The following is a 20,096-nucleotide window of genomic DNA, read 5'->3' as shown; positions in this document are numbered from 1 at the left end:
ACGGGAGACCGGGAGCCCGGACCGTCCGGGCTAGACCGCGGTGGGGTCAGCGATGCCGATGTACTGCGTGTACAGGTACTCTTCGATGCCCTCGGCGCCGCCTTCACGGCCGAGCCCGGACTGCTTTACCCCGCCAAAGGGAGCGGCGGCGTTGGAGACCACGCCCGCGTTGAGTCCGAGCATCCCGGTTTCCAGCTTCTCCCCGATCCGCAGCCCGCGGTTCAGGTCCTCGGTGAAGACGTAGGCCACCAGGCCGTACTCCGTGTTGTTGGCGAGTGCCACTGCTTCATCCTCAGTGGAGAAGGTGACGATGGGGGCCACCGGACCGAAGATTTCTTCCCGCAGGATGCGCGCATCAGGAGCCACGTTCTTCAGCACGGTCGGCTGGTAGAAATAACCCGGGCCGTCCACCGGTGCGCCGCCCACTACGGCGGAGGCGCCGCCGTCGACCGCGTCCGACACCAGGGCGTGGACCTTGTCGCGGGACTTGGCATCAATCAGCGGGCCGATCTTGGACTCGTCCTCGGTACCGCGGGCAGTGGTCATGGCGCCCACCTTCGCCGCGAACTTCTCCGCGAACTCGTCGGCAACGGACTCGTGCACAATGAAGCGGTTCGCTGCAGTGCAGGCCTCGCCCATGTTGCGCAGCTTGGCGGCCATGGCGCCGGCCACGGCCTTGTCCATGTCAGCATCCTCGAAGACCACAAACGGGGCGTTGCCGCCGAGCTCCATGGAGGTGCGCAGCACCCGGTCCGCGGCGTCGCGGATCAGGCCCTGGCCCACGGGGGTGGAGCCGGTGAAGGAGACCTTGCGCAGCCGCTCGTCCTTCATGATCGGGCCGGTGACGTCGCCTGCGGACGTAGTGGAGACCACGTTGAGGACGCCGGCCGGCAGCCCTGCCTCCATCATCACCGCGGCAAAGAGCTGGGAGGTCAGCGGGGTGAGCTTGGCGGGCTTGAGCACCATGGTGCAGCCTGCGGCAACGGCGGGGGCGATCTTGCGGGTGGCCATGGCCAGCGGGAAGTTCCACGGGGTGATCAGCAGGCACGGTCCCACGGGTTTCTTGTTCACCATCAGGCGGGACTTGCCGTCCGGGGAGGTGCCGTAGCGGCCCGAGATGCGGACGGCTTCCTCGGAGAACCAGCGCAGGAACTCAGCGCCGTAGGTGACCTCCCCCCGGGCTTCGGCCAGCGGCTTGCCCATTTCCAGGGTCATCAGCAGGGCAAAGTCCTCAGCCCGCTCGGTTACCAGTTCAAAGGCGCGGCGCAGGATTTCCCCGCGTTCCCGCGGTGCGGTTTTGGCCCACGAGTCCTGGGCGGCAGCGGCGGCGTCCATGGCGAGGGCGCCGTCCCCGGCACTGGCGTCGGCGATGCTCAGCAGCACCTTCCCGGTGGCCGGATCCTCGACGTCGAAGGTCCTGCCGCCCTCGGCATCCCTCCACTCGCCGTTGATCAACAGGCCGGTGGGGACCTGAGCCAGCAGTTCGGCTTCGCGGTCAGCAGTAATACCCATGGAATGCCTCCAAGATTCGACGTCGTTGCCCGGGCCGGAAGACCCGTCATCTGTGTTCACCGTATGCGGGTGCCGTTGCGGCTGTAAATGCGGAAGTGCACCATGGAGTTACCGTGACGCTGTGCACTTGGCCAAAGACCGGACGGCTGCAGTCCTAGCCGCGGGCGGCCAGCACCGCCGAGTACAGCTCCCGCTTGCTGATCCGGGCGTCCTCCGCGACGGTGGCCACGGCGTCCTTCAGGCGTGCGCCCTGGGCCACCAGGCCGTTGACCGCCGCAACGTGGTCTTCGGGCAGCTCGGGGGCAGCCTCGCCGGCTCCGGCGACGACGACGGCGATCTCCCCGCGCACCTCGGAGGCCTCAGCCCATTCCAGCAGTTCACGCAGCGGGGCACGGAGCACCTGCTCGTGCAGTTTGGTCAGCTCGCGGGCGACGGCGGCCCGCCGGTCTCCACCGAACGCTGCGTCCAGCGCGCGGAGCATCGGTTCCAGACGGTGCGGCGCCTCAAAGAACACCATGGTGCGCCGTTCTCCTGCCAGCTCGGCCAGCCGTGCACTGCGTTCGCCGGCCTTGCGGGGCAGGAACCCTTCGAAACAGAACCGGTCGGTCGGCAGGCCGGAAAGCGCCAGGGCGGTCAGGACCGCGGACGGACCGGGAGCTGCGGTGACGGTGAGGCCCTCGCGGGCTGCGGCCTCCACCAGCCGGAACCCCGGATCGGAGACCGCGGGCATGCCGGCGTCGGTCACCATCAGCAGGGTGGCGCCGCCTCGCACCATCTCCAGCAGGTCCGCCGTGCGGGTGGCCTCGTTGTGCTCGTGGTAGCTGATGATCCGGCCGCTGGTGGTGATCTTCAGGGCGGACACCAGCCGGTGCAGGCGGCGGGTGTCTTCCGCGGCGATGACATCGGCGGTCTCCAGCAGCCCGATGAGCCGGTTCGTGGCGTCTCCCATATTGCCGATGGGAGTGGCGGCCAAAACAATCTGCCCGCCGCCGGTGCGGGCGGCAGCGGCGGCCGAACCGCCGTCGTTCTGCGTGTTTTGGGAGGTGCCGGGGCCGGTGGTCTGCTTGCTGGAATTCACCATCTAACCCTACGCGAGTTGGGAACATTGGACGCCCCCGGCACCTATAGAGTGGTGCGGGTGAGCCCGACCGTGATCGAGACCCCAGCCCCCGGAGCAGCACCGCTGGTGCAGGATCCCCGCCGCGCGTACAGCGGTACCCAGCTGCGGAACCGGCTGCTGGGCTGGGCGCCGGGCACCTCCTTCACCCTGGGCGTCTGGGGCTGGATCCTGCCCCTGGTGTCCACGGTGATCGGGGCGGTGCTGCGTTTTGTCCGGCTGGACGAACCGCATTCGCTGGTATTCGACGAGACCTATTACGTCAAAGACGCTTATTCGTACCTGATCTCGGGTTATGAACGGCAGTGGCCCGAAGACGCGAACGCGTCCTTCAACGCGGGCATCCCGGGCGTGCTGCTCGCCGACCCGGAATACGTGGTGCATCCGCCCGTGGGGAAATGGATGATCGCTGCCGGGATGGCGCTTTTCGGTGCGGACAACAGTTTTGGCTGGCGTTTCGGCGCCGCGCTGACCGGCACGCTCACCGTGCTGCTGGTGGGACTCATTGCCGTCCGGCTGTTCCGCTCACCGTTGCTGGGCGGCATCGCGGGGCTGCTGCTGGCTGTTGACGGCCACCACTTGGTGATGTCCCGCACCTCCCTGCTGGATGTTTTCCTGACGTTCTGGGTGGTGGCGGCTTTCGGCGCCCTGTTGCTGGACCGCGACGACGGGCGGCGGCGCCTGGCCCGCCGGCTGTCGGCGGCGGCCGGCGGCAGTGCACCCCCGGCAGCCGCCCTGCTGTACGGTCCGTGGCTGCTGTGGCGGCCCTGGCGACTGGCCGCCGGCGTCTGCCTCGGGTTGGCTGTGGGCACCAAGTGGTCTGCGCTGGCCTTTGTCGCCGTTTTTGGCCTGATGACCGTGCTGTGGGATGTCAACGCGCGCCGCGCCGCCGGCATCCGTGCCTGGCCAGCGGCGGGACTGCTCAAGGACGGCGTGCCGGCATTCTTCACCGTCATCCCGGCGGCGGCCCTCACCTATCTGGCCTCATGGACGGGCTGGCTGCGCTCGGCGAATGCCTACGACCGCAACTGGGCGCAGGACAACCCCTCCGAAACGTGGGGCTGGCTGCCGGACTGGCTGCGGTCGCTGGCGGAATACCACCGCAGCGCATACGCCTTCCATAACAATCTCAGCTCGGAACATGCGTACGAATCCAGTGCCTGGACCTGGCTGTTCATGGGCCGGCCCACGTCCTTTTTCTACGAATCATCAACCATGGGAGCCGGCGGCTGCACCGCGGACAGCTGCTCCACGGCCATCTCCTCCGTCGGCAACCCGGTGATCTGGTGGTCCGCTGCACTGTCCCTGCTGGTCCTGCTCTTTTGCTGGCTCGGCCGCCGGGACTGGCGCGCCGGCGCCATCCTGGCCGGAGTTGCCGCAGGCTATCTGCCCTGGTTCGCCTATCCGGAGCGCACCACGTTCTTCTTCTATTCGGTGTCCTTTGAACCGTTCCTGATCCTGGCTCTGACCTACGTGCTGGGCCTGGCCCTGGGCCGGAGTACTGATCCGCCGACGCGCAGGAGGACAGCCGGTTTGGCGGTGGCCGTGTTCCTTCTCGCCGCGGTTCTGGTCTCCGCTTTCTTCCTGCCGGTCTGGACGGCTGAAACTATCCCGTATTCTGACTGGCGGCTGCGTATGTGGATGCCCAGCTGGATTTAGTCTCATTTACCCATGTGCGCAGCACAGAAAGAGAGGCCAACGGTGCGCGAATCCGCCACTGATTTACTGGTCCATCTCCCCGAGAAGTCGAACATCACCGACATCCTGGTGGGACTCCATGCGAAGACCCCCAACCACCCCCTGTTTTCGCTGAAGAACGGCACCGGCTGGAAGAACGTCACTGCCGACGAATTCCTGACGCAGGTCAGCGAACTGGCCAAGGGACTGATCGGCCTCGGTGTGCGCCCCGGCGACAGCGTGGCCGTCATGTCCAAGACCTGCTACGAGTGGACCCTGGTTGACCTCGCTGTGTGGTTTGCCGGCGCGGTCACGGTGCCCATTTACGAAACGTCCTCCCCCTCCCAGGTGGAGTGGATCATCCAGGATTCCGGCGCCGCACACGTCTTCGTCGAAGATGCGCGGAAAGCGGCGGTGGTATCCGCCGCAGTGGCCTCGGGAGACCTCGACATTGCGCTGTGGCAGATGAAGGCCGACGGCGGCGAGGGAACGTTTGAGGAGCTCATCGCCGCGGGCGCTTCGGTGGACGATGACCGGCTGGAAACCGCCCGGACCACCGCAAACCTGGAATCCGTGGCCTCCATGGTTTACACCTCCGGCACCACCGGCCGTCCCAAGGGCTGCCAAATCACGCACGGCAACTTTGCGCTGTTCGGCGTCAACATTGTGGAGTTCCTGCCGGAAATGCTCAAGCACAAGGACGTCAGCACGCTGATGTTCCTGCCGCTGGCCCATGTACTGGCACGCGCCGTGCAGGTGGGCTGCCTTGCCGCCGGGGTGCGCGTAGGCCACTCCGGCAGCGCCGCGGACCTCATGGGCGACCTGAAGTCCTTCCAGCCGACCTTCCTGCTCGCCGTGCCCCGGATCTTCGAAAAGATCTATGCCGGAGCGCAGCAGTCCGCGGAGGCCGCCGGCAAGGGCAAGCTGTTCACCGCCGCAGCGGACACCGCCGTCGCCTATTCCACCGCACTGGATGCCGCAGCCCGCGGCGGCAAGGGACCCTCCCTTGCCCTGAAGGCACGCCACAAGTTCTTTGACAAGACCCTCTACCCGAAGGTCCGCAACGTCTTTGGCGGCAAGCTGACCCACGCCATCAGCGGTGCGTCCGCGCTGAGCCCGCAGCTGGCTCACTTCTTCCGCGGCGCCGGGGTCATGGTCCTCGAGGGCTACGGCCTGACGGAAACAACGGCTCCGGCCACCGTGAACACCGTCCCGCTGGCCCGGGTCGGTTCGGTGGGCCTGGCGCTGCCGGGCAGCAGGATCCGGATTGCGGACGACGGCGAGGTCCTGATCGCCGGGGCCGGCGTCTTCAAGGGCTACCACAACAACCCCGAGGCCAACGCTGCCGCCTTCAGCGGCGAATGGTTCCATTCCGGGGACACGGGTTCCCTGGACGACGACGGTTTCCTGACCATCACCGGCCGGAAAAAGGACATCCTCGTAACCGCCGGCGGCAAGAATATTGCCCCCGGACCGATGGAGGAGAAAATCCGTGAGCACCGTTTGGTGTCACAGGCAATCGTGGTGGGCGAAGGCCGGCCGTTTGTGTCAGCGCTGCTGACCCTGGACGACGAGGCGCTGGCGGCCTGGGGCCGCGAGAACGGCGTGTCGGCGGTTGCCGCTACGGCTGCCGATGACCCCCGGGTCCGCGCCTCGCTGCAGGAAGCCGTGGATGCGGCCAACGCAACGGTTTCCCAGGCCGAGCAGATCCGTAAGTTCACCGTTTTGCCGCAGGACTTCTCGCTTGAGTCCGGTCACCTGACGGCAACCCTGAAACTGCGGCGCAATGCCGTGATTGCGGATTACTCTGCCGAGGTGGAGAAGCTTTACCAGAAGTAAGCCTGCACGCCGCTCACCAAAAAAGCTGCACGCCTCCGGAAGGAGACGTGCAGCTTTTTTATTCGGTGTCCGAAGTACCGCCGGTCTGCTAAACCGCTTCCAGCGACTCGAGGTAGCGGCGGCGGGCCTCTTCCTGCTTGCGGCGGGAGCGTTCCCGGCGGGCCTTGGTGGGCCAGGCTGCGATCAGCACCACGATGCAGGTCAGCAGCACCAGTCCGGCAATGGCGATGCCGGCGTCCATCCAGAACTGGGCGGGGAAGAGGCGGATCAGGGTGTCATCCATGCGGAACGTCCAGTTGCCGTTGGCAAAGAAGATGGTGTGCACCTGGGTGAAGAAGCTTTCCCAGCCCAGCACGGCCGTCACAATCAGCGCACCGACCAGGACCAGCGTCACCACTGAACCGGAGAACAGTGCACGCCGGATTCCGCCGGGGCTGCGCTTCGCCAGGTAGATGCAGGCCAGAAGACTCAGCACCGCCATGGCGAGGGCGGTCACGAAGGCAACGGTCAACACGGTTTTGACGTCCGCCATATGGCTGACTTCGCTTTCCAGATACAGCGGTTCGCCGCTGGCCATCACCAGGTCACCCAGATAGCGGGCGCCGGAGAAGTTCAGCAGATAGTCCACGGCATAGGAGCCGTATGTCATGCGGTCATCCGTGGAGAAACCGTAGCTGTCGGTTGGGAACCCCGGCCGATGGTACTCGACCCAGAGGAACAGCGGGGTGGCCACCGCCCGGATGGCTGCCGCCAGCAGCATCACCGGGAAGAACACCGCAATCATGACCTGCAGAATGCGGGCCAGCACGGGCTTGGCCGCTCCGGCCCGTTCGCGTTCCTCGGCCCGGCGCCGGATTTCTTCTTCGGAGATCTCGTCTTCGGCCGGACGGTCCGCCTGTGCGGCCGTGTTGTTGCTGTTAGTACTGTTGCCTTCCCCGCTGCCGGTCCCGGCAGCGGCTGCTCCCGCAACAGGAATGGCGGCTGTGGCAGTGGTAAAGGCGGTGCTTCCGGACGCACCCTCCGCAGCGCCGTGGGTGCTGGCACCTGCTGTTTCCGGGCTGCGGTCCAGCAGCGCCGGGTCCTGATCCGGCGCAGTCTCCTGGACCGACGCAGTCTCCTGGACCGGCACCGTATCCGAAACCGGTTCTGTCGCCGATTCCTTTGCTGCGGCGCTGTCATCGAGGTGCGGGGCCGAGGCACCGGTGCTGACGGGGGTGGTCTCCGGCGACTCGTCCGGGTCCGTGTCACTGGCCGGAGCGTGGGAGCTGTCCTGCGCCGTGTTGTTCCCGGCGGAGGGCACCTCGGCGTCGATGCGGCCCGCTTGTTCCCGCTCCTCATCGCTGAGGTCCCCGTAGCCGCTGACGTTGGGCATGGTGCTTGCCCGCCGCATCGGCAGGGTGCTGCGCTGGGCGAGGGAAGGATGGCCGCCCGGGACAACGTTGGCGCTGGAAGTTCCTGCCGCCTCGGCAAAGGCAGCTTCCCAGTCATCATGATCGAGTCCGGCATCGTGCTGTTCCGGTTCGGAATCCCGGGATGCGGGAGAACCTGCGGCGTCAGCGGCACCCGTTGCACCGCCGTCGGCCGCAGCGTCTGCATCCGTACCGGCCGCGTGGTCGCCGCTCACGATGGTCTCGCTGGCGTCACTGAGCCGACTGCTCTCCTCGGCGGCCTGATCAGTGCGGTGCTTCTCGGGTTCGGCGGAGCCTCCGGGCGTGGGGTGTTGCTGGGGGGTATCGTCCTGGCTTGCCACTACTTCCTCTTTCACTTCCCTGGCCTGTTGGTTCTGGCCTGTTTGCGGATACCGATGGACTTTTGCGGTTCCATTCTTCTTCGACCCTACCGGGCAGGCACGTAAGGAACGGCGCCGCCACCCCGGGTTCAGGGAGACTCAATCCGACTGTTACCTTCGGACCGCCGGAGCGCAGGACCCGGTCAGGCGGTCCGCAGTACGTCACCGCTGTCGCGCCGGGACAAATCGCCGCGGTGACCCGCTCGGTAGGCCCGGCCGCCCAAGACCAGCGTGTATGCCCAGTAGGCGCAGAACAGGACAGCTCCGATACCGATCCGCAGCCAGGCGGGCAGCGGCGACGCCGTCACGAAGCCCTCGACCAAACCGGAAAGGAACAACACGATGACCAGGCCCAGGGCCACGGTGAACAGCGAGCGCCCTTCCGCCGCCACGGACACCGCGCGGGTGCGCCGTCCCGGAGCAACCCAGGCCCAGAAAATCCTCAGTCCCGCGGCCACCGCGATGAAAACGGCCGTCAGCTCCATGAGTCCGTGGGGCAGGATGTAGCTGAAAAAGACGTCCAGTTTCCCGTACGCGGCCATAGTCCCTGCGGCTATGCCAACGTTCAGGGCATTTTGGTACAGGATGAACGGTCCCCAAATGCCGGTGATGCCGAACGCGACAGCCTGCAGGGCAATCCAGGCGTTGTTGGTCCAGACCTGTCCCGCGAAGGAGGCAGCCGGGTTCTCCGAATAGTAACCGGCGAAGTCCTCTTCAACATACCGCCGGACTTCCGCATCAGAGCCCAGGGCCGCGGCAATGACTCCGGGGGTGTTCGCTGCCCAGATTCCAAAAAGCCAGGACACTGCAATGAACGCCGCTCCCACGGCAACGGTCAGCCAACGGACACGGTAAAAGCCGGCCGGCAGGGCAACCACGAAAAAGTACGCCAGGTCCTCGGCAACGTTGGACCGTGCGCCGGTGAATCGGGTTCGTGCCCGGGACAGGCGCATGGACAGCGCAGCTGAGAGCGCGCCTTCCGGAGCCACCGAGCGGACCATGGACAGGTGTGCCGAGGCCCGCTGGTAGAGGCGCAGCAGCTCATCGGCTTCCTCCCCGCTGAGCCGGCGCCGGGCGGCAAGCTCATCCAGCCGCAACCAGTCAGGGGCATGCACTGCACTGAACGCTTCCATATCCACGGTTACACCCTAGCGCTGGGTACAGTGGAGTACCCAGCACCAGTATTCGGACGAGAGGACCGCCCGTGAGCTCCATCGTCACCGGAGAGGCCGTTGTCCTGGAACTGCGTCCGGCATCCTTCGCGGCACGTGCCCTGAGTTCCATCATCGATGTGACGGCCCAGTTCGTTGTCCTTCTCGGGCTACTGCTGCTCTTCGGCCAAACCCTGGGCGAGTCCGTTGATCCCGCTCTGGGACAGGCACTGATCCTGGCGATCGTGGTCCTCGTCCTGATCGGCGTGCCCGTGACGGTGGAAACGCTGACCCGCGGCAAGTCGCTGGGACGCCTGGCCATGGGACTGCGGATAGTGCGCGACGACGGCGGGGCGGTGCGCTTCCGCCACTGCTTCATCCGCGGCATGGCTGCGGTCCTGGAAATCTACATGTCCGCGGGATCGGTGGCGTTCATCGCGGCCATGTTCAACGAGAGGTCCAAACGGCTCGGGGACATGATGGCCGGAACGTACGCGATGAGGGAACGGGTCACCGCTCCCCCGCCGGCTCAGGTTCAGATGCCGCCGTGGCTGCGCGGCTGGGCGCATCTGGCGGACATGGGACGCTTTCCCGACGCCCTGTCCCGCAGGGTGTCCCGCTTCCTGTCCCAGGCCTCCCGGCTCTCAGTCCCGGCACGCGCCGCCCGCGCCGCAGAACTGGCCGACGAAGTCTCGGCCTTCGTTTCCCCCCAGCCCCCGCCCGGCACCCGGGCCGAGGACTTCCTCAGCGCCGTGACGGCTGAGCGCCGGGACCGCGATTACGCCCGCATGTCCAGGCAGCGCGAACAGACCGAACGGGTGGCCCGGCGGCTGCACCGGCTGCCGTTCGAGCAGTAGGATTCTTCCGGCATCCTGCCGGCAGAGTGCTCCGCCGGGCAGGCTGGGTTACTGCTTGGGCTGGCTGACCCACTCGGCCCACGGCAGGTTCCAGTCCCCAAACCCGTCCCACACGAACATGGGTCCGTAGCCGGTGTTCAGCACCTGGACCACGTCACCGGCGTCGAAATTGTCGTAGATGTATTTGGCGCCCTCGGGACTCATGCCGATGCAGCCGTGCGAAACATTGGACACGCCCAGCACCGGCTGGGCGGACGGCAGGGCTTCGTGGATGAAAGCGCCGCCGTTGGAGATGCGGGAGGCGTTGTGGGCGGTGACCGGCTCGTAATAGTGTTCGTCGCCGGGCTTCAAACCAATGGATTCCGCGCGGAACGGGATGGACTCATGCTGGTCCATGATCACGTGGTAGCCGATAGTGGACGGCCAGTCCTCGGTGCCCAGCGTAACCGGGAAGGTCCTGGTGAGCTGCCCGTCGATGTATACACGCATCATCTTGTCCGCGTTGTCCACCACGGCCAGCCGGTTGTTGTGGGTGCTGAAGCTGGCGGTCTCATTGAAGTTGCCGATCATGCCGTTGCCGAAATCCACGCCGAGCAGCTTCATGTCCACGGTGATGGTGCTCTGCGGCGCCCAAAATTCTTCGGCCCGGTAACGGACTTTGGTGTCGCTGATCCAGTAGAAGGCCCCTGCCTGGCCGGAGGTGGAGGTGACCGTGATGGCCTTTTCCACGGCCTGCTTGTTCAGGACCGGTTCGCTGAAGCTGAGCTCCAGCGGCTGGCCGGTGCCCACCACTGATCCGGACTGCGGGTACATGACCGCGTTGGCCTCATTGGCGGTGGAGACGGTGGTGAACTTCCGGGTTTGGGTACTGGTGTCGCCGTTGGCATCGGCGAGGGTGAAGGTCAGGGCATAGGGCGTGTTGAAGGCCAGGGTCCCCGTGGCAGTCCACGTGGTTCCGTCGGCGCTGAGTTCGCCGGGGACGGGTTCGCCGCCGGAAACCGGAGCCAGCTTTGCTGATTCCACGGTCCCCTGCTCCACGGTAATGGCCGGCACAGAGATCGGGTTCACTTCCACCGCGTCCGCCTCCGGAGTGACAACGGCCACCGGCTCGGGAACGGCAGGCTTGGATTCCGCGGCCTTTGAGGCCTGCCCGGATGCTCCCGACCCGCTGCTTTGGACGTCTTCAGCGACGAACGAACACGACGTGAGCGCACCGCCTCCGCCCAGAAGAAGCGTCCCTGCGAGCAAGGGACCGATGATCCAGCTCCTGCGCTTTGTTGTGCCCTGTGCCATAACTGCTAACCAATGCTTCCCGGTGCTCTTGACAGATGTTGGAGCGACCATAGCTCCCCCTGCGTCATTTTACGGTAAGGGTGGCGTTAACGGTGCCACATCGTTGCCTGTCCTGACCCGGCGCGGCACGGAGCCTAGTAGCGGTAATGGTCGGACTTAAACGGTCCCGCCACGTCCACGCCCAGGTATTCCGCCTGGCTCTTGCTCAATTCCGTGAGTTCGACGCCGAGAGCATCCAGATGCAGGCGCGCAACCTTTTCGTCCAGCACCTTGGGCAGCACGTACACCTGGTTGGCGTAGCCGCCGTCCCGGGGTGACTTGCCGTGCTTGGTGAACAACTCGATCTGCGCGATGGTCTGGTTGGCGAAGGAATTGCTCATAACAAAGGAGGGGTGGCCGGTGGCATTGCCTAGATTCAGCAGGCGGCCCTCGGAAAGCACAATGATGCTGCGCTGCTCGCCGGTGCCCCCGTCAAACACCCATTCGTGCACCTGCGGCTTGATTTCCACCTTGCGGATCCCGGGGGTCCTGGCCAGGCCGGCCATGTCAATCTCATTGTCGAAGTGGCCCACGTTGCCCACGATCGCCTGGTGCTTCATCTTGGCCATGTGGGAGGCCATGATGATGTCCTTGTTGCCCGTGGCGGTGATGAAGATATCGCCCTGGTCCAGGACGGATTCCAGCTTCGCCACCTGGTAGCCGTCCATCGCGGCCTGCAGCGCGCAGATCGGGTCGATCTCCGTCACGATCACGCGCGCGCCCTGTCCGCGCAGGGCCTCGGCGGCACCCTTGCCGACGTCGCCGTAGCCGCAGATCACGGCCACCTTCCCGCCGATCAGGGTGTCGGTGGCGCGGTTCAGTCCGTCCGGCAGAGAGTGGCGGATGCCGTACTTGTTGTCGAACTTGGATTTGGTGACCGAGTCATTGACGTTGATGGCCGGGAACAGCAGCTTGTCTTCAGCGGCCAGCTGGTACAGGCGCAGGACGCCGGTGGTGGTTTCCTCCGTCACGCCGCGGATGCCTTTGGCGGTTTCGGTCCATTTGCCCGGATCCTCGGCCAGGGAGCGGCGGAGCACGTCAAGGATGACCGTGTACTCATAGGAGTAGTCGGCGTCGCCCTCCCGGGGGCTCTCCGGCACCGCACCGGCGGCCTCGAACTCCACGCCCTTATGCAGCAGCAGCGTGGCATCGCCGCCGTCGTCCAGGATCATATTGGGTCCGCCGGAGCCCTCCGGCCAAGTGAGGATCTGCTGCGCGGTCCACCAGTACTCTTCCAGGGACTCGTTCTTCCACGCGAAAACGGGAACACCTGCCGGGTCCTGGGGGGTGCCGTTTCCCACCACGACTGCCGCGGCCGCTTCATCCTGGGTGGAGAAAATGTTGCAGGAAGCCCAGCGGACTTCGGCGCCCAGCGCGGTGAGCGTTTCGATCAGTACTGCTGTCTGCACCGTCATGTGCAGGGAACCGGCAATGCGGGCGCCTGCCAGCGGCTGGCTGGGGCCGTATTCACGGCGCAGGGCCATCAGTCCGGGCATTTCGTGTTCGGCCAGGCGAATCTGGTGGCGGCCGGCTTCAGCGAGGGACAGGTCGGCGACTCTAAACTCGATGCTCACGCGGTGGAATCCTCACTCTGAAGTGTCGGAAGCTTAGCCGTCCCGCACTGCCGAGGGGGCCAGTAATACGGGGATGCCTTCCTCCAGGACGTAATGGACGAGATTACCGCTGGCATCGGGGGCAGTCGAGACCAGTCCCGTGTCATCCTGCTCCAGCGCGGAGCCGGTCACGGGACAGCGCAAAACCGCCATCAGATCGGCAGTGAGTTTAACCATGGATTGCAGCACTTCCTTGGGATACGTCGATGCCGTGCCTGAGAGTAAGAACGCGGCGCTGGCCCCCAGACTATCCCTTTAGGATGCGGCAGTGCAGGTGTCAGACCTCTTCGCGCAGGACCCGCAGGTGGGAGCGCCGGGCGCCGGGGGTCTCTGCCGGGGGTTCCAGGGCGTGCTTGCCGGCGCGCTTGGGTGCCTCCGCTGCAGGCTTTTCGGCGGCTTCCCGCACGGCATCCACGAGTGCGGACAGATCGTCGCGGCTGGGAGTGCGCGGCTGTCCGGCGAGATCCAGGCGGACCACTTCCCATCCCAGCGGCACCGTCAGCCGGGCGGCGTGAGCGTTACACAAATCGTAACAATGGGGTTCGGCGTACGTTGCCAGCGGTCCCAGCACCGCGGTGGAATCGGCGTACACATACGTCAGGGTGGCAACAGCTGCCTCTCGGCACGCTGATCTTGAGCACAGTCGTAAGGATTCCACGGAGGATCACTTTACCTGCCGGAGGCACCCGCAGCGGGCAGGCTCGCCGGGAAGACGAGGTCCCATTAACAGTGCCTCCCGGCGGGTACAGCCGTTACAGTACTTGTATGTCCACCGGACCAACTCTCAGGGTGTATCTCGGCCCCGGCGAAGAGCCGTCCGGAAACGGGCCGGCTGATGCCGTTTCCTCCGGGGCGGCTAACCCGCGCCCATTTCGGAGCCGACGCCGAAACCGGCATGGACGCGGCCTGCGCGGTGAGCTTATTCCGGCGCATTTGGCCGGTTTCCGCTCCCGTTCGGAGCGCTTCGACACCTGGGTGCTGGAGTCCGCGCAGCGCCTGGAACGGCTGTGGGGCGAGAGCATCCAGTCCTATCAGTTTGTGGTGCAGGACATCCCCCCGGGACTCGAAGAACTGGCAGCTACCCGCGGGAACATTCCGTTCGGTGCAGGCACGCCCGCAGCGGGACCAAGGCCGGCCGTCATCACGGTCTACCGGCATCCGATCGAGTCCGCCGCCCGGGGCTTGGTGCCGGTCAGCGAACTGATCCACGACGTCGTGGTGGAACAGCTGGCCACACTCATTGGCATGGATCCCGAAACCGTGGACCCCACCTACGGCCGTTTCCGTCCGCTGTAGCCGGCACCGGGCGCCAGCAGGGCACCGGCAGGGCACCGGCCAGGCTTAGTAGCCCAGGCTCACCGGAACCGAGGTGCCGCCGATGTTCCCCTTGGGCAGCGGCAGCACCGAAACGCCGTCGTCCTTACCCGTGAGGACCTGGGCACCGTACACCGGCTCGCCGGTGGTGCTGATCAGCACTGCCGCGAGACCTGACCCGACGCTCTGCGCCGGGATGGTGACCGTGGACCCCTCCGGCACCGAGACAATCTGCTCGTCGGTGAGGCTGCCGTCCCGCGCGACGCCGGTCAGCCGCACTTCAGCCGCACCGGCCGGGGCAGCAAAACTCAGCACGGATGTGATTTCCGCGGGCAGCACCGCCAAATGTTCATTGCCCAGGCGCTCTCCCGACGGCGCGACGGCCAGGTCCACCGGCGCGTCAGGCTTGCTGCCCCGGCTGGAAACGGTGCCGGCAACCACCGACACATCGGCTGTGACCTCCACCGAGTATGTCCCTTCGGGCAGCGAGTCCAGGGGAAGCTGCCCCACGCTGCCGGCAGGAACGGTGAAGACTCCCCCGCCCGGCAGGGAAACGTCTCCGTCCTTGCCCAGGATCCGCACCGACACCACGCCGTTGGTGCTGCCGGGAACGGCCACCTGGAGCACCGGGGCCGCTGATTCATACCCGCGCTTGGCGGTCAGCGCCTTGGTGGCTGCGGGGCTCTGGATGCGGACGCCGCTGATGACCTGCTGCGGCGACGCCGCGGCTGACGGCTGGATGAGTTCCACGCCTCCGGGTGTCAGTCCCCGCAGGAGGCTCTGCTGCACCATGGCCGTGACCGGTCCGCCGGAGCTGCGCACCCGGACCGCCAATCCGGGGTCATTCGCCGCCAGGCCGGCCAGGACAATTGCCTTGGTTGCGCCGGGCGGCACCAGGATCCCGCGCGTGCCGGTCCCTTCCACCCGCCCCTTGGAACCGTAAAGCTCCAGGTCCACCGTGGCTGCGCTTTCCGACGGATTGGTGAGGCGCAGCACCGCGGTGGCACCCACCGTGGTTCGTGCCCCCAGAATCCACATGTCGTTGCCCGGAGCCTGGCAGTTTGCCGCGGCGAGACCGGCAAGGTCACCGTCCTCGGCGGAGAAGCCCACCACGGCATTGGCCGTGGCCTGCAGGGTGCCCGAGGGCTCGGCGCTGAGGACCGTGGCCTCAGTGACGTTCTCGTTGGCCAGCACGCCCGCGCTCCTCACGCCGGCCAGTGGCTGCTCTTTCGGAGCACCGTCTGCAATGGCTTTCAGCACGCTCATCCCGTCAGCCTTCAGCAGCGACGACGCCGGAACGGGGTTCCCCGCGCCGCTCAGCACCACCGCGCTGAGGTTGGTCGTGGCGGATTCGGATACCGGGCTGAACTGGGGATCGGTTCCCGCAACGGCACCGGAGAGCAGCCGCAGCGGCTCCGGGCAGACCGCGGTAAGCGGTCCTGCCGGTACGTCAGCCGCGGCAATCTCCACGGATCTTCCCGCATTGCCGGATTCAACGGCCTCGGAACCTGCCACCACGGCCGTTGCCGCAGCAAGGATCAGCACGGCAGACCCCGCTGTGACAGCCTGGCGGCGGCGCCGCTGCCGCCGCACCCGGACCTCGGCCCGGCCAGCCGGAAGCGGGCCGGACTTTGACGGCTCCGCACCGGCGGGAACCGGAGAACCAGCCTCGGCGGCAGCATCCCCGGCTGCCCGCTTCCGCGCCCGGCGGTCCGGGGATTCCTTCTTGCCGCTCATCAGCGCTGCCCTTCCGTTGCGCCGGATTTCCCCGAGGCATTGAGTTCCTCTGTCCGCACCGGCGCACCGGCGCCGACCGTTGCGGTCCTGGACGGTTCCGCCGGCACCGCAGCGGCACCGGAATCTGCAGTTGCGCTGCTTCCGGCAGTACTGCCCCCGTCCGCCGGATCAACCGGTCCGCTACGCCGCGGAAGCTGCCGGCCGGGCAGCCGGACCGCGCCCCTGCGGGAGCGTGTGGGCAGGGCCAGCAGCACCGTCAGCGCAATAACCAGGACTTGAACTGCCCCAAGCCAGGGTTCCCACACCGTGTCATACCGGATTTCCAGGTCCCCGCCGTCGGCAGGAAGCGTCCAGGCCTGTGCCCAGCTGTCCGCCGTTGCTGCCAGCGGCACACCGTTCAGGGTTGCCTGCCAGCCCGGGTCCGAGCGTTCAGCCAGGACAAGAGTGCGGCCTTGCGCTCCTGCGGGGATGGCGGTACGAACGTCTGTGGCCCCGGACTGAACCACGGATTCCACGGAGCCGTCGCCGGCCAGGATGCGGACCCGGGCGGTGTCCTCGGAAAGGTCCTCGGTCCCCTGCTCATCAAGCTGGCCGACAACCCGCCACAGCCAGCCCGAACCGGTCTGCCCCACCGCCGCGAGGCCCGGAACGGAATCCATCTTCCCCGCCAGCAGCTCCGCGGACGTGTCGGATTGTTGAAGGACCACGTAGCCAACACCAAGCCGGGCCAGCTCCGCACGCGGATCCACTCCGGTCCCGACGGTAATAATGGCCACGGCACGGCGCACGTCTGCCGCGGCGTCGTCGTCGGCCGCGAGTTCCTCGGCATTGACCGCACCCGTGATCGTGCGGGCTGCGTAAATGGCGGACATGCCGTCCATGGTGGTGCCGCCGTGGCGCATCAGTGCCGCGGTGACGTCGTCGTTGGCGTCTGTGCGCAGCACCAGGGTGCGGGTGCGCTCGTCGCTGCTGCCCTTGTCCGCTGCGGTGGCGGGCAGCGTGCGTTCTGCTGCCGGGGCTACCAGGGGCTGCGCTCCGTGCACGCCGTTGGCGCCTTCGGCGGTGGTGGAGCCCGTGGCCAGGGGAATGCTCCACAGGGCCAGGCCCGCCGCAGGCCCCAGGGCGAGGAGGATTCCCAGCAGGACGGCTACCGGACGGCCGGCCTGCCGGGGACGTCCGCCCGCGGCATGGTCCGGGGCTGCCCGGCGGTTGAGCAGGGTGTTTCCCGCCAGCAGCGCCGCACACAGCTGCAGGAAGACTGCGGCTGAAACCAGTGGACCGGGGAACGGAGTCACGAGTCCGCCCGGAGCTGCACCCGTGGCGACGAATGCCGAGAGCCAGCTAAGGACAAGCGCGGCGAGGCTCAGGATCCAGGCCAGACGGGCCAGCGCGGTGCGGGGACCGGCGAAAAGAGCGGCAACGGACAGCAGCAGCACCGGGCCGCCAATGACCAGGGCCAGCACCAGCGGCCAGGGACCGGCCGGCAGGAAGTCCAGCAGGGGAAGTCCCCCGTTGACGTCAAAAGTGAGGGGGAAGCCGAGCAGCTGCTGCCACAGTGCGGCCGGATCGAAGCCCAGCGGAACCCCGGGGTCCGCGGCAAGCGCACGCGGACGGTCCAGGGTGGAGACCACCACCGGCAGGAGCAGCGCAGCCGCCGGGATCAGGGACCACCACAGCGTGCGGGCACGGCGGCCCACCCGCAGGGAGACCAGCAGCACCGCAAACGCGGCCAGCACAAACAGCGTGGGCGCGGACGCCGTGACAACGGCCAGCAGCAGCCCGGCAGCACCGGCAGCGGCCCAGCTGGATTCCTTGCCGGTCCATTGCACCGGCGTGCCCGAAAGAATCAGCCGGTCGTTGACGTTGCGCGGCGCCGTTCCCACGGCCCGCAGCATGGCCAGCACCAGCAGCGGCAGCAGGATGTGCGCAATCAGCGCTCCGAGCCGGCCCTCACCCAGCGCCACCTGGAGCGCGGGTGTGCTGCCCCAGAATAGTGCGGCCCAAAAACGCAGGCCCCGGTGACGGGTCAGTGCACCGGCGGCGAACCAGGCGCTGAGCCCGGCGAGCGGCATGGCCGTCAGCACCAGGGTGACGACGGCGATGTTGGTGTTTCCGAGTCCGGCGGCACCGAGCAGCCAGAGGACATAGTCGAAGGGATCGCCGTGGCCCGGGTAACCGGAGCCCAGATCGATCCACCAGGACGAAGCATTGGACCAAATCTCACCCAGGCTTCCGGAGAGCGGCAGCAGGGACCCGCCGGCCAGCGCGGACGCTCCGATGAAGCGGTGAAGCCCGGCCAGTGAAGCGACGAGCAGCAGCAGCGCTGCCGCGACGGCTCCCGCCCCCACCCAGGCACGGGACGGGGCAGCGAGGGCGGCGAAGTCATGGTTGGAATCACCGCTGGGTTCCAGGGAGCCGGCTTCCTGCGCCGTTCCGGCCAGTGCCGCCGTTCCGTGTGTCTGGGTTCCGTGCGTCTGGGTTCCGTGAATAGGCGCGTCGTCGGCGAAGAGAGCCGGTTCCGCCTCAAAGAGTGACCTGCGGTGTTCGCGTACTTCCCGCCGTCGGGTGCGCAGGGCACGGACCGCGCTGCGCGGCCGGGTGCGGGTGGCTGCGGCGGCGCGGCGGGACCGGTACAGGTCCACCGGACGCAGGACAGCGCCGATGCTGGCCGCGAGTGAGCTAAAAGCATAGGCGGGGTCTTTCGCAAGCATCCCCAGGATCAGCCGGCCGAAACCGCCCAGGACTGCACCAACGGCCAGGAACGGAACCTGCCACAGCGGCGCATGTTTGAGCCGCAGGAAGATTTCGGCCCGGCGGGAGGCCGCGGCGGTGGCTGCGGTGTTGGGCCGGCGTCCCGCGTGGCGCATCTTGGCTGCGGGGACGACGACGACGCGGTGGCCGGCCAGGCGGTTGCGCCAGCACAGGTCAACGTCGTCACCGGTGCCGAGCAGTGCCGGGTCGAAGCCGCCCAGGGCTTCCCAGACATCGCGCCGCACCAGCATGCCGGCGGAGTTCACGGCAAAAAAGTCGCTTCGCGCGTTGTACTGGCCCTGGTCCAGCTCATCGGCGTCGATCAGCGTGAGGCGTTCCGCCCACCGGCTGATCGAGACGCCAACGTCCACCAGCAGCCGCTGGTTGTACCAGTCGACCTGTTTGGCACCGGCAATAGTGACCGAGGGCGCCCGTTCAACGGCCAAAAGAAGTTCTTCAAGGGCTTCCGGGGCAGGCGCCGAATCATCATGGAGCAGCCACAGCCAGTCCACGGTTTCGCCGGGAGAAACAGGGGCTGAGAGTGCGCTCACCCCCGCCTGCACGGCAGCACCGAAACCGGATTTGGCCGGAGCCTCGGCAATGGTGGCTCCGGCCGGGAGGCCGCTGCGCAAAAGAGAAAGGGAATTATCGGTGGATCCGGTGTCAACGCCGACGAATTGGTCAGCCGGCCGGGTTTGCCCGGTCAGCGCGGTAAGTGTTTCGGGGAGGTACTGTGCGCCGTTGTGGGAAACAACAACGGCACAAACGCGAACGTGCGAAGGAATTAGACTGCCTGCTTCCGGAGCCGGCGGCGTTCGCGCTCGGACAGGCCGCCCCAGATGCCGAACCTCTCATCGTTGGCCAGTGCGTATTCCAGGCACTGGGACCTTACGTTGCAGGCAGCGCAGACTTTCTTGGCGTCCCGCGTGGAACCGCCTTTTTCCGGAAAGAAGGCTTCCGGGTCCGTCTGTGCGCAGAGGGCGTCGGACTGCCAGCCGAGTTCGCTGTCGTCGTAGTCGCCAAGGCCGGGCAGGCCAATCCAGACCGGCCGGGTGTCTTTCTCCGCGGGGGGAGAAAACAACGCGACGGGCGGGTCCAGGAGCTCTGTTTCCTCAGTGTCCGGGGCGAGGGCTTCGTGGGCGGCCAGGAAGGCCGTTGCCTGGTCCTCCAGGCCTGCGGTGTCCTGGCGGTAGCGCTCAGCTGCTCCCGGGTCCGCAGGGTCCACGTACCAGTCCACGGGTACGCCCCGAGCGCCGTAGCTAGCTGATGCCTGCGCGGCAATGGACTGGTCGTGCGTGTATTCTGCCTGCCCCATGGAGGTCCTCCCGGTGTTATTGTCCCTGCAACGGATCTTTGAGCCCTGCGTGGCACAATCAGCCTGCTTGGAATGCATCTTGGTGGTGGATT

Annotated in this window: 15 protein-coding genes; 4 read left to right on the top strand and 11 right to left on the bottom strand. The window is 66.9% G+C overall.

What is annotated here, in order from left to right:
• Positions 1-30: 30 nt before the first annotated feature.
• The gene (locus CXR00_RS14275) at positions 31-1,512 is read right to left on the bottom strand and encodes an NAD-dependent succinate-semialdehyde dehydrogenase (RefSeq protein WP_104055204.1); all 1,482 of its coding nucleotides are present in this window, start codon (positions 1,510-1,512) and stop codon (positions 31-33) included.
• A 154-nt stretch (positions 1,513-1,666) separates the two neighbouring features.
• A complete protein-coding gene (rsmI, locus tag CXR00_RS14270; protein WP_258060144.1) occupies positions 1,667-2,491 on the bottom strand; it encodes a 16S rRNA (cytidine(1402)-2'-O)-methyltransferase in 825 nt (274 codons plus the stop codon).
• Positions 2,492-2,650: 159 nt separating this feature from the next.
• On the opposite strand from rsmI, the gene CXR00_RS14265 reads away from it, so the two are divergent.
• Complete coding sequence (locus tag CXR00_RS14265; RefSeq protein ID WP_258060490.1) at positions 2,651-4,288, top strand: dolichyl-phosphate-mannose--protein mannosyltransferase; 1,638 nt, start codon at positions 2,651-2,653, stop codon at positions 4,286-4,288.
• Positions 4,289-4,300: 12 nt separating this feature from the next.
• A complete protein-coding gene (locus CXR00_RS14260; protein WP_258060489.1) occupies positions 4,301-6,145 on the top strand; it encodes a long-chain fatty acid--CoA ligase in 1,845 nt (614 codons plus the stop codon).
• Between the two features lie 88 nt (positions 6,146-6,233).
• Here CXR00_RS14260 and CXR00_RS18750 read toward each other — a convergent pair whose 3' ends face one another.
• Both CXR00_RS18750 and CXR00_RS14250 read right to left on the bottom strand, forming a co-directional pair.
• The gene (locus tag CXR00_RS18750; protein ID WP_308470503.1) at positions 6,234-7,895 is read right to left on the bottom strand and encodes a TIGR01906 family membrane protein; all 1,662 of its coding nucleotides are present in this window, start codon (positions 7,893-7,895) and stop codon (positions 6,234-6,236) included.
• Positions 7,896-8,077: 182 nt separating this feature from the next.
• Complete coding sequence (locus CXR00_RS14250) at positions 8,078-9,073, bottom strand: stage II sporulation protein M (RefSeq protein WP_181032571.1); 996 nt, start codon at positions 9,071-9,073, stop codon at positions 8,078-8,080.
• Positions 9,074-9,138: 65 nt separating this feature from the next.
• Here CXR00_RS14250 and CXR00_RS14245 point away from each other — a divergent pair, with 65 nt between their 5' ends.
• The gene (locus CXR00_RS14245; protein ID WP_104055201.1) at positions 9,139-9,942 is read left to right on the top strand and encodes an RDD family protein; all 804 of its coding nucleotides are present in this window, start codon (positions 9,139-9,141) and stop codon (positions 9,940-9,942) included.
• 48 nt (positions 9,943-9,990) lie between these two features.
• Here the strand turns inward: CXR00_RS14245 and CXR00_RS14240 are convergent, their stop codons facing one another.
• The 4 genes from CXR00_RS14240 to CXR00_RS14225 all read right to left on the bottom strand — a co-directional run bounded on the left by CXR00_RS14240 (position 9,991) and on the right by CXR00_RS14225 (position 13,545).
• The gene (locus tag CXR00_RS14240; RefSeq protein ID WP_181032570.1) at positions 9,991-11,235 is read right to left on the bottom strand and encodes an Ig-like domain-containing protein; all 1,245 of its coding nucleotides are present in this window, start codon (positions 11,233-11,235) and stop codon (positions 9,991-9,993) included.
• Positions 11,236-11,369: 134 nt separating this feature from the next.
• Positions 11,370-12,848, bottom strand: a complete 1,479-nt coding sequence (gene ahcY, locus CXR00_RS14235; protein ID WP_104055199.1) for an adenosylhomocysteinase — start codon at positions 12,846-12,848, stop codon at positions 11,370-11,372.
• 33 nt (positions 12,849-12,881) lie between these two features.
• A complete protein-coding gene (locus CXR00_RS14230) occupies positions 12,882-13,064 on the bottom strand; it encodes a hypothetical protein (protein ID WP_104055198.1) in 183 nt (60 codons plus the stop codon).
• 100 nt (positions 13,065-13,164) lie between these two features.
• The gene (locus tag CXR00_RS14225) at positions 13,165-13,545 is read right to left on the bottom strand and encodes a DUF3499 domain-containing protein (protein WP_104055197.1); all 381 of its coding nucleotides are present in this window, start codon (positions 13,543-13,545) and stop codon (positions 13,165-13,167) included.
• A gap of 107 nt (positions 13,546-13,652) precedes the next feature.
• Between CXR00_RS14225 and CXR00_RS14220 the strand changes: the two genes are divergently transcribed.
• On the top strand, positions 13,653-14,183 hold the full coding sequence (locus CXR00_RS14220; protein ID WP_104055196.1) for a metallopeptidase family protein: 531 nt from the start codon (positions 13,653-13,655) through the stop codon (positions 14,181-14,183).
• A 45-nt stretch (positions 14,184-14,228) separates the two neighbouring features.
• On the opposite strand, the gene CXR00_RS14215 is transcribed toward CXR00_RS14220, so the two are convergent.
• Genes CXR00_RS14215 through CXR00_RS18645 form a run of 3 tightly spaced genes read right to left on the bottom strand, consistent with a single transcriptional unit; the run spans position 14,229 to position 20,004 of the window.
• Positions 14,229-15,938 carry a DUF5719 family protein gene (locus CXR00_RS14215; RefSeq protein ID WP_104055195.1) on the bottom strand — a complete coding sequence of 570 codons (1,710 nt, stop codon included), beginning with the start codon at positions 15,936-15,938 and terminating at the stop codon, positions 14,229-14,231.
• Entirely contained in the window at positions 15,938-19,474 is a 3,537-nt protein-coding gene (locus tag CXR00_RS14210) for a glycosyltransferase family 2 protein (RefSeq protein ID WP_258060537.1), read from the bottom strand. Before CXR00_RS14210 ends, CXR00_RS14215 begins: the two co-directional genes overlap by 1 nt.
• The gene (locus tag CXR00_RS18645; RefSeq protein WP_104055193.1) at positions 19,474-20,004 is read right to left on the bottom strand and encodes a WhiB family transcriptional regulator; all 531 of its coding nucleotides are present in this window, start codon (positions 20,002-20,004) and stop codon (positions 19,474-19,476) included. Before CXR00_RS18645 ends, CXR00_RS14210 begins: the two co-directional genes overlap by 1 nt.
• Positions 20,005-20,096 lie beyond the last annotated feature (92 nt).

The organism is Arthrobacter sp. 9E16 (genome assembly GCF_002929435.1).
Lineage (GTDB): Bacteria > Actinomycetota > Actinomycetes > Actinomycetales > Micrococcaceae > Arthrobacter_B > Arthrobacter_B sunyaminii.
The sequence above is the reverse complement of the archived record's forward strand: the minus strand, read 5'-3'. Positions and strand labels throughout refer to the sequence as shown.

Excerpts from the sequence above, each read along its gene's own strand:
- CXR00_RS14275 (WP_104055204.1), bottom strand. The coding sequence starts at position 1,512 with ATGGGTATTACTGCTGACCGCGAAGCCGAACTGCTGGCTCAGGTCCCC.
- CXR00_RS14260 (WP_258060489.1), top strand. The coding sequence starts at position 4,301 with ATGTGCGCAGCACAGAAAGAGAGGCCAACGGTGCGCGAATCCGCCACT.
- CXR00_RS14240 (WP_181032570.1), bottom strand. The coding sequence starts at position 11,235 with ATGGCACAGGGCACAACAAAGCGCAGGAGCTGGATCATCGGTCCCTTG.
- CXR00_RS14230 (WP_104055198.1), bottom strand. The coding sequence starts at position 13,064 with ATGGTTAAACTCACTGCCGATCTGATGGCGGTTTTGCGCTGTCCCGTG.
- CXR00_RS14220 (WP_104055196.1), top strand. The coding sequence starts at position 13,653 with ATGTCCACCGGACCAACTCTCAGGGTGTATCTCGGCCCCGGCGAAGAG.
- CXR00_RS14215 (WP_104055195.1), bottom strand. The coding sequence starts at position 15,938 with ATGAGCGGCAAGAAGGAATCCCCGGACCGCCGGGCGCGGAAGCGGGCA.
- CXR00_RS18645 (WP_104055193.1), bottom strand. The coding sequence starts at position 20,004 with ATGGGGCAGGCAGAATACACGCACGACCAGTCCATTGCCGCGCAGGCA.